Source organism: Devosia sp. Z11_6, assembly GCF_058133665.1.
Genome location: NZ_JBYUNQ010000001.1, coordinates 938,377 through 959,642, shown reverse-complemented (window position 1 = coordinate 959,642; position 21,266 = coordinate 938,377). Strand labels below are relative to the sequence as shown.

The 21,266-nt window shown below is 63.6% G+C and carries 21 protein-coding genes; 12 read left to right on the top strand and 9 right to left on the bottom strand.

Going from position 1 to position 21,266, the window contains the following annotated elements; translation table 11 throughout:
• Nucleotides 1-2 precede the first annotated feature (2 nt).
• The 5 genes from AC3YMN_RS04510 to AC3YMN_RS04490 all read right to left on the bottom strand — a co-directional run bounded on the left by AC3YMN_RS04510 (nt 3) and on the right by AC3YMN_RS04490 (nt 6,537).
• Nucleotides 3-3,335 carry a hypothetical protein gene (locus AC3YMN_RS04510; RefSeq protein ID WP_489889071.1) on the bottom strand — a complete coding sequence of 1,111 codons (3,333 nt, stop codon included), beginning with the start codon at nt 3,333-3,335 and terminating at the stop codon, nt 3-5.
• A 139-nt stretch (nt 3,336-3,474) separates the two neighbouring features.
• Entirely contained in the window at nt 3,475-4,512 is a 1,038-nt protein-coding gene (locus tag AC3YMN_RS04505; protein WP_489889070.1) for a MotE family protein, read from the bottom strand.
• Nucleotides 4,509-4,955 carry a DUF6468 domain-containing protein gene (locus tag AC3YMN_RS04500; protein WP_489889069.1) on the bottom strand — a complete coding sequence of 149 codons (447 nt, stop codon included), beginning with the start codon at nt 4,953-4,955 and terminating at the stop codon, nt 4,509-4,511. The genes AC3YMN_RS04505 and AC3YMN_RS04500 overlap by 4 nt, the downstream gene beginning before the upstream one ends.
• Nucleotides 4,955-6,043: a flagellar motor switch protein FliM gene (gene fliM / locus AC3YMN_RS04495; protein ID WP_489889068.1), complete on the bottom strand. Its 1,089-nt coding sequence runs from the start codon at nt 6,041-6,043 to the stop codon at nt 4,955-4,957. Before fliM ends, AC3YMN_RS04500 begins: the two co-directional genes overlap by 1 nt.
• Nucleotides 6,043-6,537, bottom strand: coding sequence for a flagellar basal body-associated FliL family protein (locus AC3YMN_RS04490; protein WP_489889067.1), 495 nt, complete (start codon nt 6,535-6,537; stop codon nt 6,043-6,045). Before AC3YMN_RS04490 ends, fliM begins: the two co-directional genes overlap by 1 nt.
• Nucleotides 6,538-6,818: 281 nt before the next feature.
• Here AC3YMN_RS04490 and flgF point away from each other — a divergent pair, with 281 nt between their 5' ends.
• The 6 genes from flgF to AC3YMN_RS04460 all read left to right on the top strand — a co-directional run bounded on the left by flgF (nt 6,819) and on the right by AC3YMN_RS04460 (nt 12,494).
• Nucleotides 6,819-7,556: a flagellar basal-body rod protein FlgF gene (gene flgF / locus AC3YMN_RS04485; RefSeq protein ID WP_489889199.1), complete on the top strand. Its 738-nt coding sequence runs from the start codon at nt 6,819-6,821 to the stop codon at nt 7,554-7,556.
• Between the two features lie 16 nt (nt 7,557-7,572).
• Nucleotides 7,573-8,358, top strand: a complete 786-nt coding sequence (flgG, locus tag AC3YMN_RS04480) for a flagellar basal-body rod protein FlgG (protein ID WP_172123580.1) — start codon at nt 7,573-7,575, stop codon at nt 8,356-8,358.
• Between the two features lie 11 nt (nt 8,359-8,369).
• Nucleotides 8,370-9,311 (top strand): flagellar basal body P-ring formation chaperone FlgA, encoded by a 942-nt coding sequence (flgA, locus tag AC3YMN_RS04475; RefSeq protein ID WP_489889066.1) that lies wholly within the window; start codon nt 8,370-8,372, stop codon nt 9,309-9,311.
• A 23-nt stretch (nt 9,312-9,334) separates the two neighbouring features.
• Entirely contained in the window at nt 9,335-10,072 is a 738-nt protein-coding gene (gene flgH / locus AC3YMN_RS04470) for a flagellar basal body L-ring protein FlgH (protein WP_489889065.1), read from the top strand.
• 221 nt (nt 10,073-10,293) lie between these two features.
• Nucleotides 10,294-10,977 carry an HAD family hydrolase gene (locus tag AC3YMN_RS04465; protein WP_489889064.1) on the top strand — a complete coding sequence of 228 codons (684 nt, stop codon included), beginning with the start codon at nt 10,294-10,296 and terminating at the stop codon, nt 10,975-10,977.
• Nucleotides 10,978-11,009: 32 nt separating this feature from the next.
• Nucleotides 11,010-12,494, top strand: a complete 1,485-nt coding sequence (locus AC3YMN_RS04460) for a cation:proton antiporter (protein WP_489889063.1) — start codon at nt 11,010-11,012, stop codon at nt 12,492-12,494.
• A 100-nt stretch (nt 12,495-12,594) separates the two neighbouring features.
• Here AC3YMN_RS04460 and AC3YMN_RS04455 read toward each other — a convergent pair whose 3' ends face one another.
• Complete coding sequence (locus AC3YMN_RS04455; protein ID WP_489889062.1) at nt 12,595-13,215, bottom strand: class I SAM-dependent methyltransferase; 621 nt, start codon at nt 13,213-13,215, stop codon at nt 12,595-12,597.
• A gap of 292 nt (nt 13,216-13,507) precedes the next feature.
• Between AC3YMN_RS04455 and AC3YMN_RS04450 the strand changes: the two genes are divergently transcribed.
• Nucleotides 13,508-13,987, top strand: coding sequence for a VOC family protein (locus tag AC3YMN_RS04450; RefSeq protein ID WP_172123586.1), 480 nt, complete (start codon nt 13,508-13,510; stop codon nt 13,985-13,987).
• Nucleotides 13,988-14,130: 143 nt separating this feature from the next.
• Here AC3YMN_RS04450 and AC3YMN_RS04445 read toward each other — a convergent pair whose 3' ends face one another.
• Complete coding sequence (locus AC3YMN_RS04445; protein WP_127753465.1) at nt 14,131-14,433, bottom strand: hypothetical protein; 303 nt, start codon at nt 14,431-14,433, stop codon at nt 14,131-14,133.
• A gap of 196 nt (nt 14,434-14,629) precedes the next feature.
• On the opposite strand from AC3YMN_RS04445, the gene AC3YMN_RS04440 reads away from it, so the two are divergent.
• Nucleotides 14,630-16,120 (top strand): carboxypeptidase M32, encoded by a 1,491-nt coding sequence (locus tag AC3YMN_RS04440; protein WP_489889061.1) that lies wholly within the window; start codon nt 14,630-14,632, stop codon nt 16,118-16,120.
• 72 nt (nt 16,121-16,192) lie between these two features.
• Here AC3YMN_RS04440 and dksA read toward each other — a convergent pair whose 3' ends face one another.
• Both dksA and AC3YMN_RS04430 read right to left on the bottom strand, forming a co-directional pair.
• The gene (gene dksA / locus AC3YMN_RS04435; protein ID WP_127753467.1) at nt 16,193-16,612 is read right to left on the bottom strand and encodes an RNA polymerase-binding protein DksA; all 420 of its coding nucleotides are present in this window, start codon (nt 16,610-16,612) and stop codon (nt 16,193-16,195) included.
• Nucleotides 16,613-16,771: 159 nt separating this feature from the next.
• On the bottom strand, nt 16,772-17,185 hold the full coding sequence (locus AC3YMN_RS04430) for a flagellar assembly protein FliX (protein ID WP_127753468.1): 414 nt from the start codon (nt 17,183-17,185) through the stop codon (nt 16,772-16,774).
• Between the two features lie 268 nt (nt 17,186-17,453).
• Between AC3YMN_RS04430 and AC3YMN_RS04425 the strand changes: the two genes are divergently transcribed.
• The 4 genes from AC3YMN_RS04425 to AC3YMN_RS04410 all read left to right on the top strand — a co-directional run bounded on the left by AC3YMN_RS04425 (nt 17,454) and on the right by AC3YMN_RS04410 (nt 20,715).
• Nucleotides 17,454-18,530, top strand: coding sequence for a flagellar basal body P-ring protein FlgI (locus tag AC3YMN_RS04425; protein ID WP_127755253.1), 1,077 nt, complete (start codon nt 17,454-17,456; stop codon nt 18,528-18,530).
• Nucleotides 18,530-18,850, top strand: coding sequence for a rod-binding protein (locus AC3YMN_RS04420; protein WP_127753469.1), 321 nt, complete (start codon nt 18,530-18,532; stop codon nt 18,848-18,850). The genes AC3YMN_RS04425 and AC3YMN_RS04420 overlap by 1 nt, the downstream gene beginning before the upstream one ends.
• Nucleotides 18,847-19,314 carry a flagellar protein FlgN gene (locus AC3YMN_RS04415; RefSeq protein WP_489889060.1) on the top strand — a complete coding sequence of 156 codons (468 nt, stop codon included), beginning with the start codon at nt 18,847-18,849 and terminating at the stop codon, nt 19,312-19,314. The genes AC3YMN_RS04420 and AC3YMN_RS04415 overlap by 4 nt, the downstream gene beginning before the upstream one ends.
• Nucleotides 19,315-19,560: 246 nt before the next feature.
• The gene (locus AC3YMN_RS04410) at nt 19,561-20,715 is read left to right on the top strand and encodes a flagellin N-terminal helical domain-containing protein (protein ID WP_489889059.1); all 1,155 of its coding nucleotides are present in this window, start codon (nt 19,561-19,563) and stop codon (nt 20,713-20,715) included.
• Nucleotides 20,716-21,266 lie beyond the last annotated feature (551 nt).

Here is a 21,266-nt window from a genome sequence, read left to right as displayed (position 1 = left end):
GCCTAGTTCGCCGATGCAAGATCCCCATCGGCCTTGCTTGCCGCCAGCGGCGTCAAGGCGCCGTCCTTGCCATAGAATTCACGATAAGACGCAAGAAACGCATTAAGGCCATCGAGACCGGCCACCTCATTGGCCACGCTCTTGAACTCAAGGCTGGAGGCGGTGATCGGCCCGGTGACGAAGTCGAACATCGCCCATTCCGGTGTCTTGACCAGCCGCTCGGCAAACTTCTCGCGCAAGCGCAACAGGCCGCTATTGTCATTGGCCAGCACAAAGCCCACGGCCGCCTTGATCAGGTCCATGCGCGCCGGCTGGCTCAGCGGCTCGCTAACGCCTGCCTGCCCATACATGGTTTCCAGCAACCCGCTGGCCTGGCTGTAGCGCTTGGCCCGCCACTGGGCATCCACCCGCAACAGGTCGGCATCGCGTCCATCCATGTCGCTCAGCAATTGCAGGGCCAGCTCGTTGCGGCCGCCATCGATCATCGCCCGGGCTTCGAGCAGCCGTCGCTGCCGCGCCAGCCCGGCCGGCAGGTCCGGTAAGCGTGAGGCGTTGAGCACGCGCAAGGCGTCCTGCGGCCGCCTGTCCGCCAGGTAGATCACCGCCAGGTCAGCGGCCACCTGCGTCTGCGCCACCCCACGGAGGCGGTTCTCCAGCTGATACTGCAACAGCTCGGCCGCCTGCGCTAGGAGATCCACCCCGACCAGCCGGCGCGCCAGCTTGCGGATCATCTCGTCACCGCGCGCGCCCGGCGGCGTCAACTGCGGGAAGTCGTAAAACAATCCCAGCGCATCCACGGGCCCGAGCTTGTCGGCCTGTCCATCCAGGAACAATTCCTCGAATACCTGCTGCGCCCGATCGCCCAGCGCATTGATCGAGGGATCAGCGCCATGCTGGGCCACCGCCTGCCTTACCGCTTCAAACCCCGAGCGATATTCGCCCGACCGGAAGTAAAGGTCGGCCAGCAGCTTTTGCATTTCCGCTTCCAGCGCATTGCCGCGCCACATCAGCGCCTCAGCGGCCAGAGTGTGCGTTGCCTTTTCGAGGTTGAGCGTCCCCTTTCCATCCAACAGCAGCAAGGTGCGGTAGACCGCCTCTGCCCGCGTAGGCCGAAAATCGGCAGCAATCACCTGGCCATAGGCATCGATCGCTTCTTCCACCGCCCCGCCTTCTTCCAGGAGGCGCGCGGTCAGCAGATGGTAGCGGCTCGACTCCTCCGCGCTCAACTCGGCCGGGGTAACCTTGTCCAGCAACTGTTCTGCGAATGTGCGATCCCCGGTTTGCAAGCTCGCCCCGCTGGCGGCGAGCAGGAATCGATTGCGCGCCCATTGCGGGTAGCTCGCAAGCACGCCCTGCGCCTCCCGCGCATCCTGCCGAGCGCCCTGATAGTCGGCGAGATCAGCCCGAGCAATGGCGCGCCAAAACAGGGCATCCACATCCCCGTTGAACGCCGGCACATTGAGCACCTTCAGCGCATCCGCCGATCGCGAGGCCACCGTATTGGCGATGACCTCTGTCATGCCGATCCGGCGGGTCAGTTCTTCCGCACTGGCTTCACCCGCCACGGTGCGGAGCACGCCGAGCGCCTCATGGGCAAACCGGTTGGCGACAAGATATTGCGCCAGATCCAGCCGCGCTGCGTCGCGCTGCTGCCCTTCGGCCGCCGCGGCCGCGCGCATCAGCTCTTGGCGCCGCTCGATGAAGCCGTTCGGATCGCTTTGTTCCAGCGCCGCCAAGTCGATGAACCGGTTCCGCGCGCCATCTCCCGCGCCCTGGCCTGCACCCCGTGGGGCATCATAGGCGGAAACACTCAGCCCACGCGCCGCCGAGATCACCGCCAGCTGCTCTTCGATCTTGACGCCCAGATCGCCGGCTTCGGGCTTGATCACCAGCCCATGCACGCTGCGCAGCGCCGAAAATTCCACGTAATCGAGCAGCCGGGTGATGCCGCGGGCCGGCGGATAAGCCGTCACCACCTGCAGGGTATCGCCCACGAGCGGGTCGCGGAACTCGTGCACGCGAGCGGGCCGCAACACATCGGCCACCATCTCGAACGAACCGGCATTATCACGCCGTCTCGTCAGCTGCATCGGCTGGGTCGGGGTCAGAACCACATCGCCCAGCGAGAGCACCCAGGCCATGCCTTCCGAGCCAAGCGTTGCCAGCCGATCCTGCGCCAGATCGATCCGCACCACCTGCGTATCCGCAGCCGGCACCACGCTGAACTCTTGGGCGATGGTGTCGAGTTCGGGCGACTGGGTTGGCGCAGCAATGCCAGCCACCGTGTCAAACATTAGCCAGACAGTGTCGCCGCGCCGAAACACTGCTGCCGGCGTTTCCTGCTCAAACGGAAACACCACCCGCACCGTGGAGCCCAGCACGCTGGCAAACGGCGTCACAACCGCTGCGGGATTTGCCGGATAGCGGGTTTGCTCGCTACCGGCTGCGGCATGTTCCGTCCCATGCGCCTCCGCCTCGGCATGTGCTACCTCAGCAACAACATCTTCAGCATCAAGGCTGGGCAGCCCCTGCCCCGCGAGATCCACATCCAGCACATATTGCCGGTCCGAGTTCTGGTAAAAGCGCGGTACGACGCCCTTGGCAAACTGCATTTGCACCGACGACCCATCAGGCGTGACCACGTTATCTGCCGCCACGATCTCGGCCGGCAGGTCGACCAGCAGATCGCGCAGATCCACCGGCACCGGCCATTCAAAGGCGATGAGCCCGTGCTCGCCCTCGGGCAGGTATTGGCCAGAGGTGGGCACGTTCCAGTCGAACTGCAGGCGCAGAAAGGTCGGGTTGCGCCCCACCCGAACGCTGGGCGTGGCTCCAAGCTCGGCCGCCTGCCGCGCCTTGCGCTCCTGCTCGGTCTCGATGGCTTCGAGGCGAGCACGCTCCGCCAGTTCATCGAGCACCTCCTGCGGCAGCGCCGGCGGCATGCCCTGCCAATCGGCCGGCAACAGATCGATAAACAGCTTTTCGCCCGCTTCAGTGCGATTGAAATTGAAGCTCGATCTCAACCCGACGCGCAAGCCGCGCCCATTGGCATCGAGCCGGGCGATGGACAGATATTGCGGCAGCGTCGTGCCTACATCGGGCAGCACGAGTTGCACCGCTTCATCGAACTCAACCGACAGAACGCCATTTTCAACGCGCAGCTTGTGCCCTGGCAGATCGTCACGGCCAGGAAAGCTCAGCACCAGCCGGGCATAGCCCTCTTCGGCGGTTGCAAAGAGCTGCCCCTGCTCCTGGGCCGCCGCGGGGATGGCCAGCGTGGCCAGCCACAACACGCCGCCCAACCCGCACAAAATCTTCTGTTTGCCGCTCTTCACCAACTGCCTACCGCACCCAGCCGCGCGGTTCCGGGCAAGGCTTGCAACCACCGAACCCACGCAGGCGACACATCAGAGCGCCACCCTAGCTCCTTCGGCTTAACACCCGCTTACGCAACCGCCGCGCAGTGTGCAGGCGCTACTGCCCCACAATCTGCGGCAGTTGCGACAGGTCATTGGCTGTCATCTGCCCGGCAGGCTGGTCCGCCAGATCGGCCATGCGCACGGTGAGCTCCTGCGCGCGCGCCGGCTCCATTGCCGCCAGGATGGGCGCCATCTTGCGGGGGCTCATGATCTTGGCGACCCGCAGCAGCACTTCCATCTCGAGCGTATTGAAGATCTTGGCGGCGTCCTTGGGCTTCATGGCCTCATACATCGCCACGATCCCGGCAAACTGCCCGGTTTCCAGCTTCTCGCGCTGGTCGACCAGAGCCGTGATCTGCGCTTCCATGGCCTGGAGCGTTCCCTGGCGCTCTTCAAGTCGCTTTTCGGCGGCATCCACCAGCGCCTGCCGCATCGCCAGCTCTTCGGCATAGGCATCAAGCTCGCCGCGCCGCCCCGAAAGGCGTTCCAGCAGCGCGGCTTGAGCGGCAGATGCGCCATCGGGGCCCGTGAGAGGCACCTTGTTGCCCTGCGCGTCGAACTGCATGGGAACAGCGTCCCCGCCCGTGTCGCATTCGGTGCTGAGCAGGCTCTCGGCGAGCGGATTGGCAGTGCCATGCCCGTCACCAGCAGTTTCCGCCGGCTCACTTTCTCCATGCGTCGCTTCGGTCACCGCTTCTGCGCAACTGGTTTCCGCCGCGACTGTGGCACCATGCTCGGCTTCAACTGCATGCTCAGCTTCGGCAGCGTGCTCGGCAGGCGCACCATGCTCGGCCGCAGGTGCCGCTGGCGCACCGTGGACGCCGGCTGCGCCCGAAGATCCAAGCACGGGTGCGGGATCAGCCATGGTGGGGCTGGCATCGCTCATTGTGGGTTCGCTCAGCATTGCGCCGGCCTCGCCCGCTCCGGAGGTCTCTGCAGGAGCGCCATGCCCGCCCGAACTGCCACCACCGGCAGCAAGCGCCGGCATTGGCCCAAGCACATATGAACCGTTGAACACCAGTCCAGCGGTCTTGAGCACCAGCAGCGAGGAAATCGCCACCACGAGAACCGGCAGCAGGCGGATCGATTTCACGCCGCGTTCTCCCGCTCGCGCTGCCGCGCTTGCAACTGCGCCAATGCTGATTGCAGCTTGCTTGGCTGCTCGGCCAGCTGCACGGGAGCCGCCGGCTCTGCAGGGCCAGCCTGACGGGCCGCCGTGGTGATCTTGACGATGCGCTCCATCAGCGCCGTGCCGGCAGTTACATGATTGGCGAGTTCGATCCCGAAGCGCTCGGCTTCCTCGAGCCGGGTGTTCAGCGTCACATCGGCCTCGACCGCGGTGGCTTTGAGCTCCTTGATGGCCTGGTTGGCCAGATTGGTCGCCCCCACCAGGTCCGAAATCATCTGCCGCAATACATCGCGATCGGCATGGAGCCGCTTCAGGCGGCCGTTCAGCACGACGCAATAACCAATGGTCAGCGCCAGCAGCACCGCCACGGCGCCTTCGATCACCAGCCCCAAAGAAAATCCAGCCATCATCGCCCTTCCCCCACTTCGCCCAGCGCTTCGAATTCTGCCATCGTCACCTTGGGCGGGTTGAGCGGCCGGGTCACCCGCACCGAAACATGGCTGCCGATATGGCCCATGATCGCTTCGGTCAGCTCCACCCCGCCGCACCGCAGCAAAATGGGATCGGTAGGCGCACGCTCGAACATCACCGTGTCCCCCGCCTTGAGCGCCAGCATGCGCGACAGCGGCAGCTGCTGCTCATGCAGAACGGCATCGATCTCGACTTCGGCGGCATAGATTTCCGTCGCCAGATGCCCTTCCCAGATCGGGTCGCGGCCGAATTTTTCGCCCATGAACATCTGCAGCAATTGCTCGCGGATGGGCTCGATCGTGGCATAGGGCAACAGGATCTCGATCTTGCCGCCCCTCTCCTCCATTTCGATGCTGAGCTCGATCAGGATCGCCGCATTGGCGGGGCGCGAGATTGCAGCAAAGCGCGGATTGGTTTCCATCCGCTCCAGCTTGAAATTGACCTGGGTCAGCGGCTCAAACGCGCGGTGGGTATCATCAAGGATCACCTCGATCATGCGCCGCGCCAGCGCCAGCTCAATTGTCGTATAGGGTCGCCCGTCAACCCGTACCGGGCTGGTCACGCGGCGGCCACCCAGCAGCACATCGATCATGGAATAGATCAGGCCTGAGTCCACCGTCAGCAGGCCGTAATTCTCCCATTCCTCGGCCTTGATCACCGACAGGATCGCGGGCAGTGGAATGGAATTGATGTAGTCCCCGAACCGCACCGAGGAAATGGCGTCCAGCGTCACCTCCACATTATCGGAGGTGAAATTGCGCAGCGACGTAGTCATCAACCGCACGAGGCGGTCGAACACGATTTCCAGCATCGGCAAGCGTTCATAGCTCACCAGCGCCGAATTGATCAGCGCCTGAACGCCCGTGACTTCCACGTCACCCTTGGCGGCTGGCTCAAAGCCGCGGCCCGCTGCGGCAGAGCCCCCGTTTCGAGATGCTTCCCTAACCCCGTTCGCCATCACCGCAGTTTCGAGTTCATCGAGCGGCCATTCTTCGGCGAGTTTGTCGTCGTCGCTCTCCGCCATCACTGCACCAGGATCTCTTTGAACAGCACGCTGTCCACCTGGGCGGGATAGATCGCAACATTGACCCGCCGCAGCAATTCTTCCTTCAGCCGGTAAATTCCCGCCGATCCTTCAAGATCGCTGCGCCGCAACTCACGCAGATAAACTTGGAAGGCATCGACCACCTTGGCCATGCGAGGCTGGATCTCGACCATCACCGCCTCGCTCGCCACTTCCAGCGCCACGCTCAGCTTCATGAAGGCGGGAGCAGCCTCGCCTTCGGAATTGAGGTTCACCGTCATAGGGGGCAAGTTGAAGATGAAACTCGGGGCAGCCGCTTCGGCATGCGCGGTCTCGCCGTGCCCCTCGGCACTGGCGCTCGCGCTGCCAGCCGACAGGAACACGTAGAGCCCGGCGCCTGCGAGCAGCACCACGGCTGCTGCTGCGCCAATAATCATCAGCTTGCGCGATTTCTTGGGGGCCACGGCCTCACCGGCTTCTGCTTCTGCGGCCATGCTTGTTCTGTGCTCGGACTCGGAAAAAACCGGAGGAATCCGGCTCCGCTCCAGCTAAGGGCGAGATGGTTAACGAGCCGTTACCATTAGCGCTCGGGCGGCAGATTTTGCCGGGCAGCTTTTGCCGCACGCCCTGCGCTTCCCGCAAGCATTGCCGGACATCCGTTCTTCTACCTTTTTGAATTCTAACGACAAACTGGAATGGCATGGTTCTCGCAAGGTAAACAACGAGACCAAGGCTTGGGGAAGCGGCGGTCTCGTAACCGATGGGGATCGGAATGATCGAGAATGCGCAACTGATCAGCCTGTCACGGCAGATCGCCTTGCAGCGGCAGATGAATGTGGTGGCCAACAACATGGCCAACATCAACACCACAGGCTTCAAGGCCGAGAACATCCTGTTCGAGCAATACAAGATGCCGGTGGCCAGCAACCGCGACTTTCCGCGGGGCGACCAGACCCTCTCCTATGTGCAGGATTGGGCCACCATGCACGATCTGTCCGCCGGTGCCACGGTGCAGACCGGCAACGAACTCGATCTCGCCCTTAGTGGCGACGGCTTTTTTGCCGTGCAAACCCCGGCCGGCGAACGCTGGACCCGCTCGGGCTCCTTTGCCATCGACAACACCGGCACTCTCGTTGATCTGAACGGCAACCCCGTCCTCGGTGAAGGCGGTCCCATCCAGTTCGGCCCCGAGGAAACCGGCGTCTCGGTTGCGACCGATGGCTCGGTCACCTCCAGCGCTGGCGCCAAGGGTCAGCTCCGTCTCATCGAGTTCGCCAATGCCCAGCAGCTGACGCGGGACGGCGCCAATCTGTTCAACGGTGGCACACCCGTTCCCGCCACCGGCACCAGGGTGATGCAAGGCTTTATCGAACGCTCCAATGTTTCGGGCGTAGCCGAAATGGCCGAAATGATCCGCGTCACCCGCGCCTATGAATCCGTCGTGTCCTTGACCCAGAAGCAGGATGAGCTGCGCCGCTCCGCCATCCAGCGCCTGGGCGATACCAACGCTTGAACCTGAGGAACCCGCCATGAAAGCGCTTTATATCGCATCCACCGGCATGAGTGCCCAGGAACGCAACGTCGAAGTCATCTCCAACAACATCGCTAATATGCGCACCACCGGCTACAAGCGCGCGCGTGCCGAGTTCCAGGATCTGCTCTACCAGCAATATAACCGCGCCGGCTCGCAGACCTCGGCTCAGGGCACCATGATCCCGGCCGGCCTCGAGATTGGCTCTGGTGTGCGGACTGTCGCCACACCCCGCGTCATGAGCCAGGGCACCGTTACCCCCACCGACCGCGAGTTGGATCTGGCCGTCCGCGGCGAGGGCTTCTTCATGGTTCAGATGCCCGATGGCCGCATGGGCTATACCCGCGACGGCTCGTTTGAGCGCAGCCCCGATGGCACCCTGGTCAACTCGAGCGGCTACCAGCTCGAGCCGGGCATCGCCATTCCCGACAACGCCAATTCGGTGTCCATCTCTGCCGATGGTACGGTCGAAGCCTTTATCGGCACCGCCGCCACCCCCACCCAGCTGGGCCAACTCCAGCTCGCCCGCTTCGTCAACAAGTCGGGCCTGGAATCAGCCGGTGACAACCTGTTCACCGAAACCGCCGCCAGCGGCCCTGCCCAAATCGGTACCGCCAACAGCGAAGGCATGGGCAATCTGCTCCAGGGCAATCTGGAAATGGCCAACGTTAATTCCGTCACCGAAATTGCCGACCTGATCGCCGCTCAGCGCGCCTATGAGATGAACGCTCGCGTCATCTCTGGGGCCGACGAGATGATGCAGGCCACGAGCCAGCTGCGTTAAGGAGCCGCCCCATGATCCGTCCCATCTTCGCCCTCATGGCTACCGCCCTCCTTGCCACTACGGCTATTGCCGCCCCGGTGCTGCGCAACGAGGTTGTGGTCGCGGCCCCCATCGTCACCGTGGGCGACATGTTCGCCGATGCCGGTTCAGTTGCCGAACAGCCTCTGTTCCGCGCCCCCCAGCCCGGCACCAGCGGCCAGGTTTCCCTAGCCGAAGTCACCGCCGCCGCCACCCGCGCCGGCCTTGTCGCCTTCCAGAACAATGGCGCCCTCTCTGTCCGCGTCAGCCGCGCCGCCGCCACGGTCGACGAAGCCGTCTTGACCGACCTCCTTACCCGCGAACTGCAGACCCGCGGCATCGCCGCTGCGGGCACCTCAGCCGAAATCCTCTTCAGCACCCCCGTCCCCACCGTCGCTGCTGAAGCGGTGGATCAGCCCGCCCGCATCGAAAACCTGCGCTACCTGCCCGCAAGCGGCGCCTTTACCGCCCGCTTCGCCATTGCCGGCCATCCGGCTCCCCTCGATCTGGCCGGCTCGATCGAACTTCTGGTCGAGGCTCCCCACCTCGCAGCTAATCTTGCCGCCGGCACGGTCCTCACCCCAGCCGATATCGTGATGCGCCCGATCCCCGCCCAGTACGCCGAAAGCCTCGGGGTGGCGCAGCCCGATCAACTGGTGGGTATGCAGCTCAATCGCCAAAGCCGCCAGGGCATGATCCTCAAGCCTGCCGATGTTACCAGGCCACTGACCGTCGCGCGCAACGATCTCGTCACCATCTATTTCCGCCGCGGCGCCATGACCCTGACCGTCAAGGGCCAGGCCGTCACCGGTGCCGCGGCCGGCGCACCCCTCCAGGTGCTCAACCTTATGTCCAACCGCGTGCTGAGCGCCACCGTGCTGTCCCCCGGCGCGGTGGAAGTGAGCGCCGACCCCCTTACCCTTGCCGGCCTTTAATCCGCCGCTTCAGGAACCCTGCCATGAACCGCTTCAAACTCACCGCCGTCCTGATGCTGGCTGCCGCCCTTGCCGGCTGCAACACCACCGACCGCCTCGCCAATATCGGCAATCCCCCGCCGCTGACCGCCATCGAAGACCCCACCACCGTCGCTGGGTACCAACCCGTGCGCATGCCCATGCCCGCGGCCATCGCCGACACCTACCAGGCCAATTCGCTCTACCGCACCTCGGCCAAGGGCTTTTTCAAGGATGAGCGCGCCCATCGTATCGGCGACATCCTCACCGTCATCGTCACCATCGATGACAGCGCCAAGATCGCCAACAACACCCAGCGCAGCCGCAATTCCACCAACACCGCGGGCATGGGCGGCATCTTCGGCACGGCCGTCACCTCTGCCACGGGCGGCGCCATCGACCCATCGGCCGCGGTGGACTTCACCTCGGGCCTCAAGGATGCCGGCAATGGCTCGGTGAACCGCTCGGAATCGCTCGAAACCTCGGTCGCGGCTGTGGTCACGCAGGTGCTCCCCAACGGCAATCTGGTGATCGAGGGTCGCCAGGAAGTGCGCGTCAATTTCGAAGTGCGTGACCTCGTCGTCGCCGGCATCGTGCGCCCCTCCGATATCCAGGCCAACAACACCATCCCCTCCACCAAAATCGCCGAAGCACGCATCGCCTACGGCGGCCGCGGCCAGATCACCGACGTCCAGCAGCCCCGCTACGGCCAGCAAGTGATGGACGCCATCCTGCCCTTCTAAAGCCACTCCGCGGCCAAGCACCGCCCGGACCAGCAAACCCCTGCCGCAATCCCCCTTTTTGTGCGGCCGGGGCTTCCCCAAGGCGCAGCCCTCCCCAGGCTGCGCCTTTCGCTTGCCCGCCGGCTCAGCCGCCCCCATCACATCACCTGGGTTGCCGGCGTTAATAAAGGGGCAACCTTAGCGGCCAGCCTCCGTTGGATGTCTCCCCCTGGAGCACCCCAATGCCCAAAGCCGTGATCTTCGACGTCGATGGCACTTTGATCGACTCCAACGACCTGCATACCGAATGCTGGCTTGAAGCCTTCCGGCATTTCGGTCTCCATTTCACCTTCGACCAGGTCCGCGGCCAGATCGGCAAAGGGGGCGACCAGCTCCTGCCAGCCCTGCTCCCGCCCCAAACCTTTCAACAACAAGAGGAGGCCATCTCCGAGTTTCGAAACGACCTGTTCAAGCGCAACTACCTGGCGCAGGTCCGTCCATTTCCCGGCGTCAAGGCGCTGTTCGAGCGCATTCACGGGGACGGCGCGGTGATCGTGCTCGCATCCTCCGGCCTCAAGGTCGAGGTGGACCAGCATGTCGAGATGCTCGGCATCGGCGCCCTCATTTCTTCCGCCACCACCGCCGATGATGCCCAAAGCTCCAAGCCCGCGCCCGACATCTTTGAGGCAGCGCTCAAGCGTCTCCGGGCGAACGCCCGCAATGACGTCTGGGTGGTCGGTGACACGCCCTATGATGCGCAGGCCGCTGGCAAGGCCGGGTTGCGCACCATCGGTCTGTTATGCGGCGGTTTTCCCGAAACCGTCCTCCGCGACGCCGGATGCCTCGCTATCTTCGAGAGCCCCGAACATCTGCTCGCCAACTACGACACTTCGCCCCTCGCCAAGCTCGCTCCTGCCTACGCCTGACCTGACCACCAATAACCAGCAAGGGGGTGCCGTTGAACGTCTATCAATTCGCCGCTCTCATCCTCGCCGCAATCGGCCCGGTGCTGGCGTTGAGCGGTTATCTCAAGGCGCCCGCCTCGGTGGTTCTCTTCGCTCTTGGTGTTGCTTCCGCCTTTCTGCCCGGCCTACCCCAGGTCAATCTCGATGCCGATCTGGCGCTGACCTTATTCCTGCCGCTGCTGGTTTACGCCTCTACCCTGCGTGTTTCCTGGCATTTGCTGCGCTTCACCTTCGTGCCAGGCGTCCTGCTCGGCGGCGCGCAGATCCTGGTCACAGTTGTGCTGGTGGTCGGCGCCGCCAAGCTGCTTCTGCCCGGCCTGTCCTGGCCCGCCGCGCTGTTCTTGGGGGTCATTGCCTCGATATTCGATACCCAGCTGTTTCACGAAGCCAAGGGGCGTCCTCGCGTGCCGCGCGCCATCGCCGATGTCCTCAAGGCGCGCGAACTCGTTTCGCGCGTCTTCATCCTCGGCACCCTCGCGCTGGCCGGAGAAGCGTTGAACGCCGGGGAGATCACGGCTTCGAGCATCGCCTTCAACTATCTCTTCGACATCCCCGCCGGCATTGTGCTCGGCTGCGTAATTGGCTACGCCATTGTCTGGCTCCGCCGCCGCGTCGACCCTGCCCCGGTGGAAATTGCGGTTTCCATCGCCGCCCCATACATCGCCGCTCTCTTGGCCGAACTCCTCGGCATCTCCGGGGTCGCGGCAATCACCGCTACGGCCCTCGTGATCTCGGCCGAACGGATCAACCGCCACACCGGCGCGACGGTATCATCGGCGGAGTCGCGCATCAGTTCGGTCGCCTTTTGGGAACAGGCGAGCCTGATGGTTTCGAGCGTCCTGTTCTTTCTCGCCGGCAGAGCCCTGCCCGAAGCGCTTGCAAGCCTGGAAAGCTGGTCCATCTCCATGCTGGTTCTGGTCACCAGCGTCCTTCTCGCGATTACCCTCGCCGTTCAGTTCGCCGCATCGCTCCCCGCCGTGCTGATCGAACCCATCTCTGGGGCCTTGCAGGCCCGCAAAGGCCGGCCCGCACTGGGGCTGCAGACCGCCGGCGTCATGGCCTGGGCCTCGACGCGCTCGGTGATCGCCCTGATCATTGCACTCTCCATCCCCGCTCAAACCGAAGCAGGCGCCCCGTTCCCCGAGCGCAACCTGATCGTCGTGATCGCCGCCTTCCTTGTGATCGGCTCCCTTGTCCTTCAGGGCCTCACCCTCAAGCCGGTCGTGGTGCGTGCCGACCTCGTGGATGAGGGCGAGGAAGAAGGCGAGGTAGACCTCGCTCGCGCCACCATCCGCCGGGCTGCAGAATCTGGCGATCCCGACGAGCCGCACCGACCGGCCCGCCAGGCGCTTCTGGCCCTGCGCGTTGACAACCGCATCGGCGACGAGGTTCTCACCCGCATGCTGCGTGAAACCGATCTCGACGCTCGCGCTTCCGAAGAAAACGTTCTCCCCGGCGCAGGCCCGCCGAACCCCTGATAGGGGCGAGCCACCAACCCGGCGCATGCGCCAGCTTTCTTGGGGCGCTCGGCGGGGGAACAATCTCGGAACCCTGCGCCCGAACGCCCTAGCGCGTCCCCTACGCAGCCCGCTTGCGCATCACCACCACATTGTCGAGCACCTCAGCGGTTTCCCCATGCGGGCCCTTCGCCTGACGCGCCGGCGCACCAACAAAAATCGGCTCCCAGCTCTCATCCAGTTCGAGTGACGCGAGCGTTTCCTCAACCGTGCTGAAGGGTGTGGTGCTTTTGAACGACCACGGCGCGGCGGTGGAATGCTCGACAAGGAGGAACACTCCTCCCGACGCGACGGCCGCGGCCGCTCGCCGCAGCACCTGGGCGCGCGGAAAGGCGATCGGCGACTGGAAGTAAAGCGCCGTCACCAGCTCGAACTCCCCGGCCGGAAAGCTCTCGGCCAAGTCATGCCGCTCCCAGCGCACTCGGTCGCTCACCCCGGCAGCCTTGGCCCGCTCCGCCGCAACGCCCAAGGCTGTGGCCGAAATATCCACTCCCGTGGCCTGCCAGCCTCGACTGGCAAGCCAGATCACGTCATCCCCGCGTGAGCAACCCAGGTCCAGTGCTCGCCCGGCCGGCAGATCGGCGGCATATTCCACGAGCTTGGCTGTTGGCCGCCCGTTCGGTGTCCCGGTCATGTTCTGATAGCGCTGTTCCCAGAACTGTTCGGAAGTTTGGTTTGTCATGGTTCATGTCCTCGGTTGACCCAGGCGGTGCTCGGCAGCTAGCCACAAGCTCGTTCGCAGCTGCAGCTCACGCAACTACACTGGTTGCATAATTCTCGCAACAATGAAAGTTGCAGACTGGGTAAAGCTGCGCCTGCCCGGATCGGGGCACAAAATGGCGCAGCGGATGTCGGCAGGGCCGCGGGTCGGCCGTCAAGTGACAGCCACCCGGTTGCGCCTTGAGCCTTAGGGCTGCAAGCTCATGCTCTTGAGCAGACCAACCAACAAAAGCTGAACGTCAGGAGGAACTGCCATGGCCACGGCCAAGAACACTCTTTGCCTTTGGTACAACAACGACGCGGAAGACGCCGCGCGCTTTTATGCAGCGACCTTCCCCGATAGCGAGGTCACCGCTGTCCACCGCGCCCCCAGCGACTATCCTTCAGGCAAAGCCGGGGACGTGCTCACCGTGCAATTCACCGTCTGTGGCATCCCCTGCATCGGGCTCAATGGCGGGGACATCTTCACCCACAGCGAAGCCTTCTCTTTCCAGATCGCCACCGACGATCAGGAGGAAACCGATCGTTACTGGAACGCCATCGTCGGCAATGGCGGCGAGGAAAGCCAATGCGGCTGGTGCAGGGACAAATGGGGCCTCTCCTGGCAGATCACCCCGCGCGTCCTCACCGACGCAATGGCGCGCGGCGGTGGCGAAGCCAAGCGCGCCTTCGAGGCGATGATGCCGATGCGCAAGATCGATGTCGCCAAGATCGAAGCCGCCATCCGCGGCTAAGCAACGGATAGTCGCCACCTCGCGCCCGCCGCGCAGTTCTGCTTCCCCTCCCCCTCGGGGGAGGGGCAAGGGGTGGGCTCCCTCACCTCGTCACCGGACCCTGACATACGCAAGTCTGGTGCTCCGAGGCTGACCCTATGCCCCTACCTCGCGCATCGTCGCATGGCGCGAGTGGCATTTCCCGCAGCCGTCACATAAGCCTCCAGCGATTTTTCAAGCTCCGCCCGTGCCGCGTCCAGTTCCACCATCGCCTGCCGCTCTACGCCCCTGAACCGGGTCAGCACGTTGAGATTCTCTGTCCGCTGCAGCCCCTCCAGCAGCACGCCCATTTGCGTGGTCATCGCGGCCAGCGGCTCCTGCATCGCCCGGCAATTGGTTTTGCTGGACTGGGCGGCCGCAGCCGAATTCATCGCGAGAACCAGAAGCAAGCTGATCCACATCCGCATGGCTTTTCCTTTCAGATCGCGTGGCGCCGCTGGCAGTCGAACTGGGACGCCGGTGAAGTGAATCTAGGCTAGCACAGCCCCGGGCGCCAACCATGCAATGGCACGGCTCGGCTCGATCCTATTCTGTGTTCCAGCACAGGCGCTTGCCCGCGCTTCTGGCTTGTGAAACATCTGGTTGCGACCTTTGGGAGCCATCATGTCCTTTGAAAAACTCGATCAACTCGGCCGCCGTCTGGAAGCGCTTGAGCATGCCCTGTCCATTCTTGGCGCCGATGAAGCGACGCACATGGCGGTCGGCGGCGGCGAAAAACGCGCCGAAGCCATGGCAAATCTTGCCGGCATGTACCACGCCCAATCCACCGCTCCGGAGATCGCCGACTGGATCGAGGCCGCGCAGCCCCAAACCGAGGACCAGCAACTCGCCCTGGCCGAATTCAAGCGGCAATATCTCAACGCCACCTGCCTGCCCACCGAGTTTGTTGAGCGCAAGACTGCCGCGACCATGCGCTCCGAACAGCTCTGGCGCGAACTGCGCGCGGTGGGGGACTGGGACAGCTACCTGCCAGCCCTGGAAGGCGTTGTGGAACTGTTGCGCGAAGAAGCCCGGCTGCGTGCCGATGCCCTGAAGCTGGCCCCCTATGACGCCCTGATGGAACAATATGACCCGGGCAACCGCACCGCAACTCTCGATCCGGTCTTTGCCGACCTCAAGACCTTCCTCAAGGAATTCGTGCCCGAAGCCCTGGAAGTGCAGGAGCGGCGCCACCAGCGCCGCCCACGCAGGGACCTGAACGGCCCCTACCCCATCGAGCATCAGCGCGAACTTGGCCTCGCCGCCATGCGTGCGGTCGGCTTTGATTTCACCCATGGCTCGCTTGCCGTTTCGCACCACCCCTTCTGCGGCGGCGTACCCACCGATGTGCGCATGACCACCCGCTACCGCACCGACGATTTCCTGTCCTCCTTAATGGGCGTGCTGCACGAAACCGGCCACGCCCTTTACGAACAGGGCCTGCCAAAGGAATGGTCGCATTGGCCCCTTGGCAAGGCGCGCGGCATGGGCATCCACGAAAGCCAGTCGCTCTTTGTGGAGATGCAACTGGCCCGTAGTCCCGAGTTCTGGCATTTCATGCTGCCCCTCGTGCAATTGCATTTGGGGCGGAATGCGCTGCCCGGCTGGGACATCGAGGACGTGCTGAGCGAGGTCAACCATGTCGAGCGCGGCTATATCCGCGTCGATGCCGACGAGGTGACCTACCCCCTCCACGTCATCCTCCGCTACGAGTTGGAGCAGGATCTTGTGGCGGGCAAACTCGAGGTCAGCCAGGTCCCCGAGGCCTGGGACGCCAAGATGACCGAATATCTCGGCATCTCCACCATCAACGATCCCAAGGACGGCCCCATGCAGGATGTGCATTGGCCAGGCGGCGCCTTTGGCTATTTCCCCAGTTATACCTTGGGGGCCATGATCGCCGCCCAGCAATGGGCCGCCCTTGAGCGGGCCCAGCCCAATCTGCGCGACAATGTCCGCAAGGGCGACTTCAGCGACATCAATGCCTGGCGCGCCGAGCAGATCTGGAGTCAGGGCTCGCGCTGGTCCACGCCCGACCTGATTACCCGCGCCACCGGGGAGCCCCTGAACCCGGCTTATTTCAAGGCCCATCTGCGCCGCCGCTACGGCGACTGATCGTCTTCCCCAAGGACAGAAACAACAAAGCCCGCATCGCTGCGGGCTTCTTGTTGTCTCTTGGCTCTTTGCTTACTCGTCGCGATAAACCTTTTCGCGCCGCTCATGCATTTCCTGGGCTTCCAGGCTCAGCGTCGCGATCGGGCGCGCGTCAAGTCGGGCGAGCCCGATCGGATCCCCGGTTTCCTCACAATAGCCGTAAGTGCCATCATCGATCCGCTTGAGCGCCGCATCGATCTTGGCGATCAGCTTGCGCTGGCGGTCCCGCGTGCGCAGCTCCAGCGAACGATCGCTTTCCGAAGAAGCGCGATCGGCCATGTCGGGATGGTTCTGGCTTTCCTCCTGGAGGTTCTCCAGGGTTTCGCGGCTTTCGCGGAGGATATCTTCCTTCCAGGCATTGAGCTTGGCCCGAAAGTAATCCCGCTGGCGTGGGTTCATGAACGGCTCATCGTCACTGGGCCGGTATGCGATTACGTCAACCCCCGAGTTCATCAGCAGACTCAACTCCAATGCGCCCTTTATTTGCGCCTCTATAGTGCAGCTATTTAAACCCTGCAAGATGGACACGGCGCAGTGATTGACTGGGGCAATGATTGTTGAACCGCCGCTTTCATCAATGCCGCACGGGGTTTTACTGATCTCAGCTTGCGATCAAGGGAAGCGGCCGAACTTGGCCAATTCCACCCGCACTCGAAGTTCGATGTCGTCCAGCACCCCCTCCAGCCCCGGCTCGGACTGGCCACGCTCTTCCGCGATCATGCTCATCAATTGGTCCAGCCGGTTGGCGCTCACTTGCCCGACGAGGAGATCGGCCTTGATCGCCTCCATCTGGTCCAGCATGGAAGCACCGCGCCGCACCGCCTTGCGTCGTCCCTGGGTCGGATCTTCCACCGCCTGCAACGCCAGCAACGCACTCAGGCTCGCCGTTGGCGCCGTGCCGGCAACTTGTCCGGCCTGCCGCGGCGCCTCTGTACCGGCCGGAACAAAAGCGGGTCCGCCCGCCGCGCGCTGGGCCGAACCGCGCCCGGCGAGGCCGGCGGCGCGAGAATTGCTGTCGATGCGCATGGGCGGACTCAGCTGGGAAAGGAACACCTCGGCAAAATCTGCCCGCTTTGGTTAACGGCGGCTTAACGCGCCCGGCAAGAATTGCTCACCCCCATTCCGGCGAGAAAACAAGAGAGGCCCACCATGCTCAATAAGGCTGCAAGAACAGCGCACTAGCCCCTCGACCCGAGCTTGGCACGCTTCTGGCAATGCACTGGGCAGATCATCCCGCGGGAGCCCATCAGTGCACAGTTTCGTCCGAACCATCTTCGCATCGCTGCTGACGCCCATGCTTTTGCTCGCCCCTACGCTGCCCGCCGTCGCCGCCTCTGCCCGCATTAAGGATGTCGTCGACATCGAAGGCGTGCGTGAAAACCAGCTCGTGGGTTACGGCCTCGTGGTCGGCCTCAATGGCACCGGCGACAGCCTCAACAACGCGCCCTTCACCAAGCAATCGCTGCAATCCATGCTGGAGCGCCTCGGCGTCAACACGGCCGGCGAGAATGTGCGCACCGCCAATGTGGCCGCCGTCATGGTCACCGCCAATTTGCCCCCGTTTGCTACCCAGGGCTCGCGCATGGATGTCACCGTGTCGGCGCTGGGCGATGCCGACAGCCTCCAGGGCGGCACCCTCCTCGTCACCCCCCTGCTCGGCGCCGATGGCGAAGTCTATGCCATCGCCCAGGGCTCGGTTTCCATCAATGGCTTCAAGGCCGAGGGCGACGCCGCCACAATCATCTCGGGCGTGCCCACCACCGGCCGCATTTCCTCGGGCGCCCTTATTGAACGCGAGATCGAGTTCGCCCTAGGGGCCCAGCACTCGCTGCGCCTCGCCTTGCGCAACCCCGATCTCACCACCTCGCGCCGCATTGCGCTGGCCATCAACGACTTCATCGGCGTGCCCACCGCCACGCCGGAAAATCCCGCCACTGTCCGCATCACCCTGCCCAAGGGCTTTAACGGCAACATCGTCGATCTCCTGACCGATATCGAGCAGTTGATGGTCCAAACCGATCAGACCGCCAAGATCGTCATCGACGAGAATTCCGGCATCATTGTCATGGGCAAGGATGTCCGAGTCTCGAGCGTCGCCGTTGCCCAATCCAATCTCACTGTCACCATCGCCGAAACCCCCGAAGTGGTTCAACCCGAGCCCTTCAGCAATGGCGTCACCGCGGTGGAGCCAAACACTGACCTTGATGTGATGCAGTCCGATACCGCCCTCGCCGTGGTCAACGAGTCCGTCACGCTGCAGGAGCTCGTCGATGGCCTCAATGCCCTGGGCATCGCCCCGCGCGATCTCATCGCCATTCTCCAGGCCATCAAGGCCACCGGCGCCCTCCAGGCCGAAATCGAGGTTCTGTGATGCTCGCTCACCAGCTTCAAGCCAAGCCTGGCGCCAGTCTCACCCCTGCCCAGGTGGCCAAGGTGCGCAGCCAGGCCGAGGAATTCGAAGGCGTGTTCCTCAATACCCTCGTCAAGGAAATGTTTGCCACCCTCAAAGGCGACGGCGGCTTTGGCGAGGAAACCTGGCGCTCCATGCAGTCCGAGCAGCTCGCCGCCAGCATGGCCGGCAATGGCGGACTTGGCATTGCCGACCAGATGTTGGGCGACCTGCTAGCCATGCAGGAAGCCGCCAACAACCAGATCAACCAACCCGTCCTTATGGGAGTTTCCACCCGATGACCGCTGCCGCCCGCCTCGCCGCCCGTGATGCCCTTTCCGCCCACGAGCTGTGCCGAAATGCCGAAGCGGCCCTGACGGCGCTGGTTGATGTGATGAACCAGGAAACCACGCTCCTGCGCGCCGGCCGCTTGCGCGACGCTGGAACCCTCACTGCTGACAAGGCCCGCCTGGCGCAGGATTATGTGGAATTTGCCCGCTCCATCCAGCGCGAAAACCTGCGCCTCAAAGCCGAAGCACCTGATGCCCTCGATCGGCTCCGCCTCGGCCACGAGCAACTTGCCACCCAGATGGCCGAAAACCTGCGCGTCCTCGCCACGGCGCGCACCGTCACCGAGGACCTCCTCTCCGACGTCGCCACGGTCGTGGGCAAGCAGAACCGCGCTCAAACCTACGGCCGTGCCGGCACCCTCGCCACCGACCCAACCCACGCCGCCCGCGGCATCGCGGTAAACCGGGCCCTGTGACGGTTCCACTGCCCCGGCAGAATTGCCCCGCTTGGTTAACCAAAGCTTTCGCTGCGAAAACAGCTAAACACCCGCAAAGGCCCGCAGCGCGGGCCTTTCGCGCCAAGGCCGCATCACTGCGCCACCCCAAGCAACGAAGCCTTAAGGCCCTCACTTAACTGTTCTTTATGCGCTCCTGCGCCAGGATCGACCGTGCCTCAGGAAGAGGCGCTTTAGTAATGCGTATCCTAGAAAAGGACTACTACTTTGGGTGATATCTCCCTCTCGAAAGCCGTTCGCTCGAACCTGCTTTCCCTCCAGAACACCTCCGCCATGATGGGCAAGACCCAGGACCGCCTGGCGACCGGCAACAAGGTGAACTCGGCGCTCGACAACCCCACCAACTTCTTCACCGCTTCCTCGCTGAACAGCCGCGCCGGCGACCTGAACCAGCTCATGGACTCCATGGCCAATGGTATCCAGACCATCGAAGCGGCCAACAACGGCCTGACCTCAATCACGAAGACCCTGGAATCGATGCAGTCGACGCTGCGCCAAGCCCGCCAGGACAAGTCATTCCAGACTGCCTCCTTTGAGGTAGTGCAGGACACCGGCACCACCGCGAAACCAGGCGACATTGCAGCGGGCTCGATCACTTTCGAGGGCGGAGCAACTGGTGGAACGTCCGCCGCCAAGAAGACCCTCACCATCGCTGCCGGTGATACGCTTGATAAGGTCGTCGCCAATATCAACAAGGGCGACGTGGTGTCCGGCGTTCGCGCCTCGAATGACAACGGCAAGCTTCGGATTGAGAACCTTTCGACCTCTGAGCTGACGATAGGGACTACCGCCTCCGTCACCGTCCCCACAGGTAGTGAGAAAATTGGCGGCAATGCCGTTCGGGCTGACCTAGCTCAACAGTACAACGATCTGCGCGATCAACTGGACAAGCTGGCAGACGATGCTTCGTTCAACGGCATCAACTTGCTGCGTGGCGACAAGCTGAAGCTCACCTTTAACGAAACCGGCACTTCCGAACTGGACATCCAGTCCCGAATTGGCGGCACAGACGGCGCGACGGTAAACGCTGCGACCCTCGGTATCGAGACGCAGCTTCAGAAGCAGAACCTTGATACCGATTCAGACATCGATGGCTTCATCGCCAACGTCAAAACGGCTTTGAACACGGTCCGCTCGCAGGCTTCGGCCTTCGGCTCGTCCTTGTCCATCGTGCAGAACCGCCAGGACTTCTCCAAGAGCATGATCAACACGCTTCAGACTGGCGCTGCCAATCTGACCCTGGCTGACATGAACGAGGAAGCCGCCAACCTTCTGGCCCTGCAGACCCGCCAGTCGCTCTCCTCAAACTCGCTCTCGCTGGCTTCGCAGGCCGACCAGTCGGTTCTCCAGCTGATCCGTTAATCGGCAGCAGCTGCACCAATCAGAAGGCGGGCTCCGGCCCGCCTTTTTTGTCAGCTGAGCACCGCAGCCTTCCGGTGCAAACCTGAGCACCGGAGCCCCCGGGCGCACGATGTCACCCCGGCCTTGAGCCGGGGCCCATCTCGACATCTTTCCCCACGCCGCCAGCTCGCAATTATGCCCCACCACCTCATCCCGGGCTCACCGCACCACAATGCTTCCTCAGCCGCATCCTGAGGTGCCGCGCAGCGGCTTCGGAAGGCGATCGCGTCCCACCTTAGCACCACGAATCTTATCCCCGCTCTCAAAAGCTCCGCTATACTCCCTCTCATTCCCCCGCAGGAGCGGCGCTGCAGCGACCAGAGGGCGGGTGTGAACCACGGGACTTCGGGGAGATCGCCCCCGAAGTGGGTCCGAGCGGTGTTGGACAGTTATCTCCTGCCTGCTTTGGAGATCGCAACACGGGCTGGTCCGGCAAATCCCGGCAACCCCGAGGCGGCGCCGTCTCATCAAATCAAACTTCAGGGGCGGCTGCCGCCTCGGGGTCCGCTCCA